The sequence below is a fragment of the Enterovibrio sp. QJM3NY_24 genome (assembly GCF_057786035.1).
In genome coordinates this window covers 2,203,846-2,217,395 of record NZ_CM173519.1, presented here as the reverse complement: position 1 = coordinate 2,217,395, position 13,550 = coordinate 2,203,846, and the positions used below count along the sequence as shown (strand labels likewise).

At 46.8% G+C, this 13,550-nt stretch carries 9 protein-coding genes and 1 pseudogene; 7 read left to right on the top strand and 3 right to left on the bottom strand.

Annotation, left to right across the window (positions count from 1 at the left end; all coding sequences use genetic code 11):
* Positions 1 to 117: 117 nt before the first annotated feature.
* Together AC3CIC_RS09650 and AC3CIC_RS09645 are read right to left on the bottom strand one after the other, a co-directional pair.
* A complete protein-coding gene (locus tag AC3CIC_RS09650) occupies positions 118 to 618 on the bottom strand; it encodes a response regulator (RefSeq protein WP_488514464.1) in 501 nt (166 codons plus the stop codon).
* Positions 619 to 2,571 carry an ATP-binding protein gene (locus tag AC3CIC_RS09645; RefSeq protein WP_488514463.1) on the bottom strand — a complete coding sequence of 651 codons (1,953 nt, stop codon included), beginning with the start codon at positions 2,569 to 2,571 and terminating at the stop codon, positions 619 to 621. It abuts the gene before it with no gap.
* Positions 2,572 to 2,743: 172 nt separating this feature from the next.
* Between AC3CIC_RS09645 and AC3CIC_RS09640 the strand changes: the two genes are divergently transcribed.
* The 7 genes and pseudogenes from AC3CIC_RS09640 (at position 2,744) to udp (ending at position 12,100) form a co-directional block, all read left to right on the top strand.
* Entirely contained in the window at positions 2,744 to 4,060 is a 1,317-nt protein-coding gene (locus AC3CIC_RS09640) for a DUF945 family protein (RefSeq protein WP_488514462.1), read from the top strand.
* 262 nt (positions 4,061 to 4,322) lie between these two features.
* Complete coding sequence (locus AC3CIC_RS09635; RefSeq protein WP_017004096.1) at positions 4,323 to 4,742, top strand: CBS domain-containing protein; 420 nt, start codon at positions 4,323 to 4,325, stop codon at positions 4,740 to 4,742.
* 171 nt (positions 4,743 to 4,913) lie between these two features.
* Positions 4,914 to 6,391: pseudogene (locus AC3CIC_RS09630) on the top strand (MATE family efflux transporter).
* 171 nt (positions 6,392 to 6,562) lie between these two features.
* Positions 6,563 to 7,978: an SLC13 family permease gene (locus tag AC3CIC_RS09625; RefSeq protein ID WP_017007476.1), complete on the top strand. Its 1,416-nt coding sequence runs from the start codon at positions 6,563 to 6,565 to the stop codon at positions 7,976 to 7,978.
* A gap of 87 nt (positions 7,979 to 8,065) precedes the next feature.
* Positions 8,066 to 8,539, top strand: a complete 474-nt coding sequence (locus AC3CIC_RS09620) for a response regulator (protein WP_016961411.1) — start codon at positions 8,066 to 8,068, stop codon at positions 8,537 to 8,539.
* A gap of 114 nt (positions 8,540 to 8,653) precedes the next feature.
* Complete coding sequence (locus AC3CIC_RS09615) at positions 8,654 to 11,134, top strand: zinc/cadmium/mercury/lead-transporting ATPase (RefSeq protein ID WP_488514461.1); 2,481 nt, start codon at positions 8,654 to 8,656, stop codon at positions 11,132 to 11,134.
* A gap of 198 nt (positions 11,135 to 11,332) precedes the next feature.
* Positions 11,333 to 12,100, top strand: a complete 768-nt coding sequence (udp, locus tag AC3CIC_RS09610) for a uridine phosphorylase (protein ID WP_488514460.1) — start codon at positions 11,333 to 11,335, stop codon at positions 12,098 to 12,100.
* A 106-nt stretch (positions 12,101 to 12,206) separates the two neighbouring features.
* Here udp and AC3CIC_RS09605 read toward each other — a convergent pair whose 3' ends face one another.
* Complete coding sequence (locus tag AC3CIC_RS09605) at positions 12,207 to 13,376, bottom strand: Card1-like endonuclease domain-containing protein (RefSeq protein ID WP_016961415.1); 1,170 nt, start codon at positions 13,374 to 13,376, stop codon at positions 12,207 to 12,209.
* Positions 13,377 to 13,550: the final 174 nt, after the last annotated feature.

Sequence of the window (13,550 nt, the reverse complement as noted above, 5' to 3'; positions counted from 1 at the left end):
AGCATTTAAAGCACTACTGAGTCAAATTTAAGCAAAAAATACGAAAAAGTCTGTTAGACAGGCGCTGCAATCATAAATTGTCCGACCTTTACTGCGCCTATCATTAAATCACTCTCGCTAGTCGTCAGAATAATTGAGTCGATTATTACTGATTGATTCCATGATTCTCTCTGCATCCAAAACCCTAACCCAAGGCAATAGGTTACCGTCGTGTGCGATCATAAATGTGGTTAGTTGGTCGATCACTACCTGTCGCAGGGTTTCACCTTGCCACGGTTTCGCAATGAAATAATCAAGGCTGCCAAGATTCACAGCTTGAACGGTCTCTTCTAAACCAGCTTGACCCGTGAGCAGCAACTTTCTTGCTTTGGCGGTAATATCAAAGCGATTGAGTTCGATAAGAAAGTCGACCCCAAGGTCTTCCGGCATAATGTGATCACACAAGATCAGGGCGAGTTGAAGCTCGTCAGCGGCGGCTTCAGCAAGAATTTCTCTGGCCTCAGCAACGGATTCAGCGGCCTCGATAACAAAGTGCTCTTCGAGTGACGCGAGGTCATTGGTGACACTGTCGAGTACGTCACGTTCATCATCGACGCACAAAATAAGGTATTGGCTCATTTAGTCCTCCTTGGGGGGCGTGAGTAACGGGGAATAGGGTAGGGTAACAATCATCGCCGTGAACTCACCGGCCGAAGAGCTAACATCAATCAACCCACCGTGATGCTCCACAATTTGACGACACACAGACAAACCGATACCCAAGCCGAAGTGACCTTCTCGTTTAGTCGTGTAGTTGAGTTCAAAGATCTTATTCTTAATTGACGCAGGGATCCCCATGCCATTGTCCCGTACGGTTACTTTGACGGCTTTGCGACTGCGATATACCGTCTCTCGGGTTGTGACATGGATTTCACCGTCATTGCCTACCGCATCAAGAGCATTAGAAATGAGGTTTGTCCACACTTGCTGAAGGGCAATGGGCATACAGCGAATGGGCCTTAGCTCACCATAGTCACGTACAAGCTGAATGCGTTTTAGTTGGTTTTCAAACATAACCAGTGTGTCTTCAATACCTTCATGAATATCTACTTCATGCATGGTTTCGTCATCTTGTCGCGCGTAGGTTTTCAAGCTCTTGACCATATCGGCAATGCGTTGAGCGCACACATTGGTTGAACGCAGTAAGCTGCCCGCTTGATAGAACATGTCCCATTGATTCAATGTATCCGTGAATTCTGGCGCGAGCTTTTTCTGCCAAAGTTGAATGTCATCAGGTTTATCTAGCCCCATGTTAACGGCTTTTCGCGCAAGGTTCCGGTTGCCAACAAGGGATTCAATTGCCTTGGATTTTTTGCGAGCATCTGCCGTGGACATGGGACGAGAGAGCAGTGCTTCCGCCATAATTTGGTTTGCTTTGTCTCTCGCTACATCGCTCAATTCGACATTAATCAATTGACCAATATTATCTCTGAGCGTGTCACTGTTTCTGAGAATCGCAGAGACTGGGTTATTCAGTTCATGCGCCACGCCGGCCACGAGTTGCCCAAGCATCGCCATTTTCTCTTTTTCGATAAGTTGCTTGTGCGCTAGTTCGAGTGATTGAAGCGTTTGCTGCAATTTCACTTCAGTAGAAATGCTGCGCTTGAGTCGTCGGTTAAAATGGCGAAGCAGGTAACTGGAAAAAAGCGGGAGCAAATCATTTCTGGCCTGCATAACCTGAGAAAACAAGGTGCGGTTGAGTTTTATAACTTTGGTGGGCTCTAAGGTAATGCCCGTTGAAAATGACACATCACCAGTGACAAATGACATTCCGCCAATCAAGCTTCCTTGCCCCAGTCTTGCTACTTCATGAGACGCGCCAGTCTCGTCACGTTTTAACAGTGCCACTTCACCTTCTTCGACGAACCAAAGGAATGAATTGGGTTTGCCTTCGTGTGTCAGCAGATGATCTTCACTGTAGAAGCGAGTCACGTTGTGCTCACTGTTCTGAGCAAAATACTCGTGTAAGCCTTGAACCAACTCTTGTGCTAAAACTTCATCACTGACGCCCAGCGCAGATTCGATGAAACCATTGCGGTAAGAAGCGAGCTTGTTCTCAATGTGAGCATCTAGCAGCCTTTTTTGGTCTAGCACACTGCAGTACTTCAATAATTCGTCACTGTTGTGCTGAAGCACATATTGGGTCAGTTCTTTCTTGGCCGTGTCAGCCATGACTTGAGGCGCCCAAGGTTTAGTCATGCAATAGTTGAGTCGGCCTTCGTTAACCGCCTGCATGATAATTTCTAAATTTGGCTGGTCGTTCAGCAATATGGTTCGTGCACCATGTGAAGCGGGATGATTGTCGATGTTGATCAGCAGACTAATGCCCTGGTCTTCGCCCAGTGTATGGTCACAGATAAACAGGGCGACACGACGCTCATTGCGCTGCAATTCTTCAAGAATTTCACTCGCAGTGTGCGTGTTGTCCGCGCAAATGATGTCGAATAACCCACCAAATGCTGACAATTCGGATTCAATTTTGGTCAAGATGGTGGGGTCATCATCAAGACATAAGATGACTTGTAGATTCATACGTTTATCTATTATCACTATTTTTTATGAGTGTATCGTTTTCATCGTCTTTAAGCTGAGAAGAGCGCTGCAAACTGGCACATATTGAAAGAAAACCTCTTCTGGCCATGGGGTTATAGATGGGGATGGTTTAAACTCTTCTAAAATTAATGCCGGACCCAATGGAGCAAAAATGATTTTTGGAAAGTACACGGCAATAGCTGGAGCCGTCGCGGTAGGTGTGTTGTGGCCATTTGCAACAGGTCAAATTGGTCAGTCTTTTTATGATAATGAGATTAAGCAAATCCAGTCGCCTTATCTTGCTGTCGAAAATACATCCTATGAACGAGGTTACCTCTCTTCTGAGGTTATCACGCGAGTTGCTGTCATCGGGTCGATGAAAGAAGTCTATGAAGACGAAGGCCTACCAACATCTTATTCTGTGTTGAGTCACGTGAGTCATGGATTCCTAGGTGTTAGCACCACGTCCACGCTAGAAATGACACCTGAGATCAAAGTGATTACCGATCTGCTTTGGCCGTCGGGCGAGTCTCCACTTACGATTGTCACGGAGACCTCATTGCTGGGCGCCACTCAGTATGATGTGACAGTGCGAGCGATGAATGCCGAAAACGACGAAATCAAAGTGACGAGTTCACCTGCGAATGTATCAGGAACGGCCGATAAAGATGGCGTGATGGTGTTCCAGTTGGAGATGCCGTTTATTGAATTATCGAGCCCTGAAGGTGAGAAATTCGCGCTGAAAGACATCACAGGCAGTGGCGATGGCCAACTGGTTGATGAAGTTTGGGTCGGGTCGCAAAGAGTGAATGTCGCAACCAGTACATTTAGTGATATGTCAGGCTCAACGCTGACGATTGATAAGCTTGCTGTGGATGTGAAGAACGCGCTATCTGCCATCAACAACGGTGATGTGAAAACAGCAGCGCCTGATGATCTTCGTTTTGATAACACCAATGTTATCTCATTCGAAAAGTTTGATATGCCAGACACGCTGGTCGTTGATAGCTTTAAGATGGGTGTAAATTTCAATGCACTTGATTACAACTCAATGATCGCCTTGGCAACAACGGCAGATTCGATGAGTGCTGAGCCGACTGAAGAAGAAATGATGAAGTTGGTGACAGCGTTAGATGGTCTGGTCGAGAAAGGCCTAACCTTCGAAATCATTCCATTGGAACTTGATACACCAGAAGGGCATATTGACGCGAAGTTTGATTTATCCGTCGAGCCTGGGCTTGGCAGTGTGACCCAAAATATTGGTGCACTCATGACGAAGCTGAAGGGCAACCTTTTCATTAATGTTCCTACAGCATACGTTGAAGGTGTCCCTGAAGTGGAGGCGTCTTTGTCGAACTTAGAACCTTATGGCTTCATTTCTCAAGCTGAGAATGGCGTGACACTGACAGCGAAAATTGAAGGTGATCAAGCCGTATCGCCTAGTGGTGAGAAGATTCCGCTGGGTCTGTTGATGATGATGCTTATGTAATCGCGCGTAAGATTTATATACTCACGGTTTAATATCTTCACTATTTTTATTAAAACCAGCATCAATAGATGCTGGTTTTTTTTGTGCCTTTTTGTAAGCCAATGAAAGGTTTTGAATGAAAAACACTCTTTCATTTGTGACAAAGCATAAAAATACTTCTGCATGAGCTAGTAATTTGGTCAGCTTGGTCGACACTAATAGTGAGATAAACAGAGATTTTTCGCTGTATCGATATAACTGCTGAATAATTATTGGGGGATGCATGGAATCGATAAAAGTAAAAGATTACATGAACAAACGACCCGTGACCTTCAAGGCTTCCATGTCTCTGTCTGTCGCGCTAGAAAAAATGTTGAATGCAAACCAATCCGGCGGTCCAGTGCTTGACGAAAACCATCATGTTGTGGGCTTTTTGTCTGAACAAGATATGATCCATAAACTGCTGAGAATGGGTTATTACTGTCATGATACAAATACAGTAGATGACTGCATGCACAAAGAGGTATCAGCCGTATTACCCGATGACAGTATTATTAAGCTGGCAGAAGAAATGCTACCGGGTAAACCTAAGCTGTACCCTGTTGTTGATGAAGATGATCGCCTAGTGGGGATCATTACGCGTCGCGACATTTTGAAAGCGATAGCCACTCAAATTGATGACAGCTTTCACCATCCCGTATAATGGGTAAACATTTTTGAATGTGTCGTATCAAAAGAGGTGCTTGAAGCACCTCTTTTTAATGGCACAATACTTACCGACAGAAATATCTACCCGCACGTTGTGATTCAGTCCTTTCTCTCATCACGCCGCAAGGATGGCTGACAGTCTCTCTTACTTAATACGGAAATTAGTATGCCCAATCAGCAACAAGCCAAGTTTGTTAATGGCTCTATCATGCGTCATATCACCGTCATGTCGACGTCTGGCGCGGTGGGGCTTATGGCTCTATTTTTGGTCGATTTAGTTGATATGTTTTTTATCAGTTTACTCGGTCAAGTTGAATTAGCCGCGGCGATTGGTTTTGCTGGCACCATCGTCTTTTTCTCAACGTCAGTGTCTATTGGCACCTCGATTGCTATGGGAGCATTGGTTAGCCGCGCTTTGGGTTCGGGAAATCGAGAAGAGGCTCGAAAGTTAACGGGCAGCATTATGGTTTTCGCGGCTATTGTTAGCGCGGTCACCGTGGGAATCATCTTGTTTTTTGTTGATCCGATCCTCGCGTTGATTGGTGCTCAAGGGGAAGCGGCACAAAAAGCGAAAGACTTTCTCGTTATTCTCCTTCCCGGTGCGCCCTTAATGGCAATGGGCATGTCAGCGGGCGCGGCGCTAAGAGGAGTGGGAGACGCGAAGCTATCAATGGCGGCAACCCTGATTAGCGGCGCGGTGAATGCCATTCTCGACCCTATTTTCATCTTTGGACTTTCTATGGGAATAGAGGGGTCGCGACAGCATCGCTACTGTCTCGTTTCGTGTTGTTTGGCGTCGCTTTCCATGCCGTTCACCGTAAACATGATTTGGTGGCTCGCCCTACCTTTGCAGATCTCTCGCAGCACTTTCGTGCCATCATGAATATCGCTGGCCCCGCGATTGTTACTAACACGGCAACGCCGATTGGTAATGCCATCGTCACCGCTCAAATCGCCAAATTTGGCGCGGATTACGTGGCTGGATATGCCGTGATGGGCCGATTGTTACCTGTATCCTTTGCGCTGATTTTTTCGTTGTCAGGCGCTGTTGGCCCGATTCTTGGGCAGAATTATGGCGCGCAAAAATTCGATAGAGTTCAGCAAACGTTAAGTGACTCGGTAAAGTTTGTCACTGCGTATTGTGTGGTTGTGGCACTGATTTTGTTCCTCGCACAAGGGTTCATCATTGATGCCTTTAGCCTTGATGGTGATGCCTCATCCATGGTGACATTGTTCTGTACTTACATCGCCATTACCTTCATTTTCAACGGTACCTTGTTTGTGTCTAATGCTGCGTTTAACAACCTGAACAGACCGACATGGTCAACGTTATTAAATGTCGGAAAGGCAACACTAGGCACGATTCCTTTTGTTTACGTTGGCGGCCACATGGGAGGGGCAGAAGGCGTGTTGATTGGTCAAGCCGTTGGTTCTGTTATCTTCGGTATTGCAGGATACATCTTGGTTAAAAAACTCATCGCACAGCTTGCCCGAGACCATGAGCAAAAAGAAGAAGATGTGGTTGCGATTGAACCTGCTGTACCCGTGACAGCGTTTAGCAGTTTTCGTGCCGTCATGGCGGAAGAAAGTGAGAGCGCAATCAACACCGATACAGACAAAAAAGACGCCGACCTCAAACGCTAGTCGATAAAGGGATGTTTCTAACGAAACGTCCCTTTTTTCTATTCGATATTTTCACTTAGAAATGAGTCCAATTTATTGATCTAATTCAGTACTCCTTGAAAGCAAGTAGCGCAGAATAAGCGTGTTGCCCACGGAATGTGGGTGTTTAGCTTTAAGGGATTACAAGCGATTATGCGCGTTCAGGCGAAATACATACTTCCTATTCTTATACCGCTGGTGGTGATGCTACTACCAGCGTCTGTTTTTCCATTTGAAACCCTGACTGTGATGCAGCAGCGGGCCATCGCTTTGTTTTTACTCGCAGCGTTATGCTGGGTACTTGAGCCCATTCCTATCTATGCCACGTCCGTTCTGGTGATTGTGCTTGAATTGCTTTTTCTCTCAGACAAAGGACTGATCTGGTTTAGAGCCGATGCTGGAACGCCAGAGTTTGGCGGGCTACTCCACTACAGCGATATCATGGCAACGTTTGCCAGCCCCATTATCATGCTATTTCTTGGTGGGTTCTTTCTCGCGATGGCAGCGACAAAATACCGTTTAGACGTTAACCTTGCCCGCGTATTGCTCAAACCATTTGGTCATAAACCTCAGATGGTCATGGCAGGGCTCATGCTCATCACCGCCGTGTTTTCTATGTTTATGTCTAATACGGCCACGACAGCGATGATGTTGGCTATTCTTACTCCCATTCTCATGGTGTTCAAACCGAACGACCCAGGCAAGATTGCTTTCGCGTTATCCATTCCTGTTGCCGCCAACATTGGTGGTATTGGTACGCCGATTGGTACGCCACCTAATGCGATTGCACTGCAATATTTAACCGGCGAAAATTTGATCACCTTCGGCGAATGGATGGCGTTTGGTGTGCCGTTTGTGGCTGTCATGTTGGTATTGGCGTGGGCGTTGTTGAGCTATTTATTCCCATCAAATGAACAATCGATTTCGCTAAGTATTAAAGGCAAGTTTCTTAAAACGCCTAAAGCCATCACCGTCTATGTCACGTTTGCTACGACGGTGTTGCTTTGGTTGATGGGCTCACGGCATGGCATGAACTCCTACACGGTTGCACTTATTCCCGTGGCCGTGTTTTCGATGACTGGCATCATTAACAAAGAAGATCTGAAAAAGGTCTCTTGGGATGTGCTTTGGTTGGTATCGGGTGGCTTTGCGTTAGGTTTAGCATTGGACAAAACGGGCTTGGCAAGACTGATTGTCCACAGCATTCCGTTTGAGAACTTTGCACCTGAGATTGTCCTGTTGGGCGCAGCAGCACTCTGTCTGCTAATGGCAAACTTCATGTCCCACACGGCAACGGCTAACTTGTTGATGCCGATTATGGCCGCGCTGGGTATGTCCATGACTTCATTGTCATCTCTTGGTGGTGAAGCGACATTAATCCTGATTGTTACTTTTGCTGCATCCTTGGGTATGTCACTGCCAATAAGTACGCCGCCAAATGCACTGGCGCATGCCACTGGGCATGTAAATAGCAATCAAATGGCAAAAGTCGGTGTGGTACTTGGCATTGTGGGTGTCGCACTGAGTTTTGTGATGGTTTGGATACTTCGACTGGTTAATTTCTTGTAGCATTAATTCAGTAATGCCAAGTTTCTAACAATGGGCGAGGCGACGAGTCGCTTGCCTTTACAGTAGGCTTTTAGAAAGGGGAAACAGATGGAAAAAGTGAACATTATCTGCGTTGATGATCAGCGTGAAGTGTTAGACGCTGTGCTCAAAGATCTCGCTCCCCTTGCGGTTGCGTTTCATATTGAAGATTGTGAGTCAGCAGATGAAGCGTTGGCGTTAATGGATGATCTTGATGCAGAAGGCGAGCACATTGCATTGATCATTTCTGATCATGTGATGCCCGAGAAAACCGGTGTTGAGTTACTGACCGAAGTCTCCTTAGACCCACGTTTTCGTGGCACACGCAAGGTACTGCTGACCGGACAAGCAACGCATGCTGATACGATTGAAGCCATTAATAACGCCTGTATTGAGCGATACTTTGAAAAACCTTGGCAAGCAAGTGTTCTGCAAGAAGCGGCAAAGAAACTGATTACCCATTTCGTGTTTGATGCAGGATTAGACTATCGCGATTATCAGGCAGCGTTGGATACCCAAGTTATTTTAGATCGACTGAAGTAACTTATCAGAGAGAAATGCCGGCGAGAAAGTCCCAAATAATGATCTTGTTTACTTGACCTTGGAGTTAGCTCCAAGGTTTACACTGAGTGTAATTTCAAATAGGGAGATAGCCTTATGTGTCATTCATGTAAATCAGGTCATTGTAACAAACCAAGTCATCAACACGCCCATTCTCAGGCTGCACCAGTGTCAACAAACACATGCTGCAATGCCAGTGCTTCTGCGTCAGTCAGCAACAGCAGTGATGCTCTACCTGAGGATTGCGACGACCCCGCAGGGCAAGGCTGTTGTGACCGCGAACACAGCAGCCATGATGTTAATTCAGAGCATTCTCACGATGGCCACGTTCATTCGCACGTGCATGCTCCCGATGAGCCGCAAGAACAATCACCGCTTGCCAAAAGCTATGCATGGCGTGTCACCAATATGGATTGCCCTAGTTGTGCGGGTAAGCTTGAGGGCGCGATTAAAAGCCTACAGGGCGTGACGCAGGTAAATGTCCGATTCGCGACAGAAAAACTCGTTGTCAGTTTTGATCGTGAACCCACACAGATTCAGCTTGAACAGATCAATGCTCGCGCTAAGAAAACCGGATTCCCTCTAGTCGATCTCTCTCTTCCGTCTAAAAAATCAGAGCCTAAAAGTGCGGCCCAGCGCATCAAAGAAGAAGGCGTTCTCCTCTCGCTTATCGGCGTGATGAGCATTGCTGGCATTCTCTCCATTTGGCTGCCTGACCTGTCGCGCATATTGTTTAGTGTTGCTACCGTCATTGGCCTTATTCCTATTGTTAAAAAAGCGGTGGTACTAGCAAGAAGTGGGTCGCCATTCTCGATAGAAATGTTGATGTCGATTGCCGCCATTGGTGCGCTTTACCTTGGCGAAACGGTTGAAGCTGCCATGGTTCTGGTGCTCTTTTTGATTGGCGAGCGACTTGAAGGTTATGCATCAGCAAAAGCGCGTGCAGGCATAAAATCATTGATGGCATTGGTACCAGAAAATGTGGTCAGAATTGAAAAAGATGGAGGCCGAAAAGACGTCTCTGTATCCACACTTCAGCCGGGAGATATTATTGAAATTTCGCCGGGTGGCAGGCTTCCAGCCGATGCTTCGCTTGTTGCCGAAAGCGCGAGTTTTGATTTAAGTGCATTGACAGGAGAGTCTATTCCGGTTGAAAAAAGTGCAGGTGAGAAAATACCAGCGGGCGCGTTGGCTGTTGACCAACGTGTCGAATTGGAAGTGGTATCCAAACAGGGTGAAAGTGCGATAGACCGCATATTAACCTTGATAGAAGACGCAGAATCTCGACGAGCACCTGTCGAGCGATTCATCGACCAATTTAGCCGTTGGTATACACCTTTGATGATCATCATTGCTGCATTGATTGTCATCGTGCCTCCGCTTATGTTTGGAGAAAGTTGGGATGTTTGGATTTATCGCGGACTCACGTTGCTGTTAATTGCTTGTCCTTGTGCGCTGGTGATTTCAACACCAGCGGCAATGACATCAGGGCTTGCGGCGGCGGCGAGACACGGTGCATTAATAAAAGGCGGTGCAGCGCTAGAAGCGTTGAGCCGTGTTGAATGGGTCGCTTTTGATAAGACGGGCACCTTAACGGAAGGTAAGCCGGTGGTCACTGACATACTCTGTTGGCAGGGTGGCAGTCACGACATGCTTGCACTCGCATCTGCGGTGGAGCAAGGCTCACATCATCCTCTGGCAAAAGCGCTTGTTATCGAAGCGCAACGTCAGCAAGTGAGCATTCTTTCCGCCGACAATGTACGTACAGATGCGGGTAAAGGCGTGTCGGGCAATGTGGACGGTAAGAAGATAACCATTGTTGCGCTCGATAAACGTAATGACACGCAAGTCGTGCAGGCTGAAAATGTTGAGAGTGCACAGCAGTTAGCTGATAGTGGAAAAACCGTTGCGATTGTTTTTATCGACGATGTTGCGAATGGCGCAGTGGCATGGCGTGATGAACTACGTCAAACGGCGGTTCATACCATTGAGAGCTTAAAAGATGCAGGTATTTGCTCTCTTATGTTGACAGGGGATAACCCAAAGGCCGCAGCAGGTTTGGCTGGTATTTTGAATATGGAATACCAAGCGGGTTTGATGCCGGAAGGTAAAGTTGATGCTATCAATGTATTAGCGAATCATTCTCGAGTTGCCATGGTGGGTGATGGGATCAACGATGCACCTGCAATGAAAGCGGCGACAATTGGCATTGCGATGGGGAGCGGCACAGACGTTGCGCTTGAAACCGCCGATATCGCCCTAAGACATAATCGTATTGAAAGTATTCCAGAGATCATCGATCTCGCTCGAGCGACCATGGCGAATGTTCGCCAAAATGTCGCGCTAGCCATTGGATTAAAAGCCATTTTTCTTGTGACAACGGTAATGGGTTTCACCGGGCTTTGGGTGGCCGTGCTGGCAGACAGTGGGGCAACGGCCATTGTCACCATGAATGCGCTACGTTTGTTGCGTTATAAAGCCAAAACGCGTCGAGTCGCGCCTGAGGGGCAATGGCCGGAAAACGGTTTAGTTCGACCACAAGATGACCGGGATGGCTCCCATGGACAAATGAATTAGCATTGGTGATCTACATCACTCATAAGTGCAATGTAATGAAATGAAAATATTTTAAATTTGAATTTCGTCACTTTATTTTTCATTCCAAACGTTAAGGTGGTAGCTGAATTCATCGCCACCTAATCATTCGTGGCAATCGTACTCAGCACTTTTCGATTTAGACAAAGCTGAGGGGCACGATACAGTGAGGAGACAATCATGACTGAGCAAAACGTATTCCATTTGGGCGTCAACGCATCGGATCTAGACGGTGCAACATTGGCCATTATTCCGGGTGATCCTGCCCGAGTGGAAAAGATTGCAGCCTTGATGGATTCGCCTAAATTTTTGGCGAGCCATCGTGAATACACCGTTTATTTGGCGAAATTGGAAGGTCAGTCAGTGGTGGTTTGCTCCACAGGGATTGGTGGCCCTTCAACATCAATTGCGGTTGAAGAATTGGCACAACTCGGTGTACGCAAATTTTTGCGCGTGGGTACAACCGGCGCTATTCAGCCAAACATCAATGTCGGTGACATGATTGTGACGACCGGTTCAGTGCGATTAGATGGTGCGAGTTGCCATTTTGCGCCTCTAGAATTCCCAGCGGTTGCGGACTTTGATGTGGCGACAGCAATGAAAGCAGCGGCTGATGAGTCTGGTGCGGCGGTGCACACTGGCGTAACTGCTTCAAGCGATACGTTCTACCCAGGGCAAGAGCGATACGATACCTTCAGTGGTCGCGTAGTTCGTCGTTTTCAGGGTTCAATGAAAGAATGGCAAGACATGGGTGTGTTGAACTTTGAAATGGAATCCGCGACGTTGCTGACCATGTGTGCAAGTTCAGGACTGAAAGCGGGTTGTGTGGCGGGCGTGATTATTAATCGCACCCAGAAAGAAATCCCAGACCAAGCGACGATGGCTGCGACTGAAGCGCGTTCAATTAAAGTCGTGGTGGAATCCGCACGCAAAATGCTCACTGAATAATACGCTGATCGGCGATAACATCGAAAAGCCGGCTAATTTGCCGGCTTTTTTGTATTTGCATGATTTTCTTCTCTCACCCAAAAGGGAAACGAAGAAGCATCGCAGGTTACGAGAAAGACGCCTTCTCTGTCCCGCCTGCCGCCAAAAACCACTCATGGAGATGCGTTTTCAGGTCAGCAAGCTGATCTGGGCCGATAAGCGCCAATCCAAGGTCTGTGGCACGCGTGATATCGTGATGCCTTAAAGGACGGAAGCTGACCAGCATCGCACGTGCTTGTAAACCGCCAAGAAGGTCGCGAATTGATTCAAGCTTATAAAGCGTATCATCGCCATCGCTCGACATTCCTTTGGTTTTACATTCGATGATATGGAGTTTGTTGTTCACAACAGTGGCAACATCAAGTTCGTTGCGCACTTCTTTCTCGCCAATTTTACGATAAACCTGCACACCAAGGGACAAATCTTGGATGGTGAGAAGATCGTGCTTAATGGCTTCAACCACATGGTGTACATACCACTCAAGCCATTCACCATTGGCAAAACGCCTAGCAGCTTCGTTTGTAAACGTCAGTATGCCATTCTCAAAGTTGGATAAACCTGCGTCGTTAAGGTCATCAATCAACATCTTGAGTTCGCGATAACCCTGTTGCTTCTCGCTCAGCTCAACATCAAGCTTCTGTTCTTTACGACAGGTTGTCGCTAAGTAGTTGAGTGTGGCGAGACCTGGGCCAAGCTCATAGGCGTTACTTGCCCACTTTTGGCCCAGTGTTTCAATGGTGGTATCCAATACGCTGCGGATATCTTCATCTTGCAACTCACAACGCGCACCAAAAATCGTTAAGTAGTCGCTAATGTTGATATGGTCTTCGACTTGTTGTTGCTCAAGACCGTATGGATACAACCAGCACAATTCATCACTGAAAGGTTCGATGACATAAATGGGCCAGTGATAGGTGCGGAAAATTTCATAAGCGGTCAGAAGGCGGTGACGCAAACCACAACTGGCATTGAAGCACACCTCCGCACCTTCTTGCTTCAACCGTTCCGCGAGTTCAACGATTTTGCTTTTGATCAGCGGAATATTGATGTCAGAAGGGATCTGGAAAAATTCAGTGATGATGCCTTTTGGCGTCAATACTTTACTGAGCTGTTCATACTGTTGCAGCTGACATTCAACGCCAATGAATATTACTTTCTCGGCCTTGAATTTTCGGTGTAGCAAAGCGGTGACCAATCGAACTGGATCTTGGTCAATTATACCGACGTGAATGGCCATATTTACTCCATGTAGATGCATTCGAACAGTAGACCTGCTCACCCATCTTTTGTTGTTCTTCTGGCTAATATCAGGGCTTGATTGGGAATATTCAAGTACTTAGTCATATTTATCCCCAGAGGAAGTATGGACTCGAGTTCGTCAAATGACATTGCTATGTAAATTTCGGTGCGA

Bases quoted from the DNA above. Each gene is read 5' to 3' on its own strand.
- AC3CIC_RS09605 (WP_016961415.1), bottom strand. From the start codon at position 13,376: ATGGCCATTCACGTCGGTATAATTGACCAAGATCCAGTTCGATTGGTC.
- AC3CIC_RS09635 (WP_017004096.1), top strand. From the start codon at position 4,323: ATGGAATCGATAAAAGTAAAAGATTACATGAACAAACGACCCGTGACC.
- udp (WP_488514460.1), top strand. From the start codon at position 11,333: ATGACTGAGCAAAACGTATTCCATTTGGGCGTCAACGCATCGGATCTA.
- AC3CIC_RS09620 (WP_016961411.1), top strand. From the start codon at position 8,066: ATGGAAAAAGTGAACATTATCTGCGTTGATGATCAGCGTGAAGTGTTA.
- AC3CIC_RS09615 (WP_488514461.1), top strand. From the start codon at position 8,654: ATGTGTCATTCATGTAAATCAGGTCATTGTAACAAACCAAGTCATCAA.
- AC3CIC_RS09645 (WP_488514463.1), bottom strand. From the start codon at position 2,571: ATGAATCTACAAGTCATCTTATGTCTTGATGATGACCCCACCATCTTG.
- AC3CIC_RS09625 (WP_017007476.1), top strand. From the start codon at position 6,563: ATGCGCGTTCAGGCGAAATACATACTTCCTATTCTTATACCGCTGGTG.
- AC3CIC_RS09640 (WP_488514462.1), top strand. From the start codon at position 2,744: ATGATTTTTGGAAAGTACACGGCAATAGCTGGAGCCGTCGCGGTAGGT.
- AC3CIC_RS09650 (WP_488514464.1), bottom strand. From the start codon at position 618: ATGAGCCAATACCTTATTTTGTGCGTCGATGATGAACGTGACGTACTC.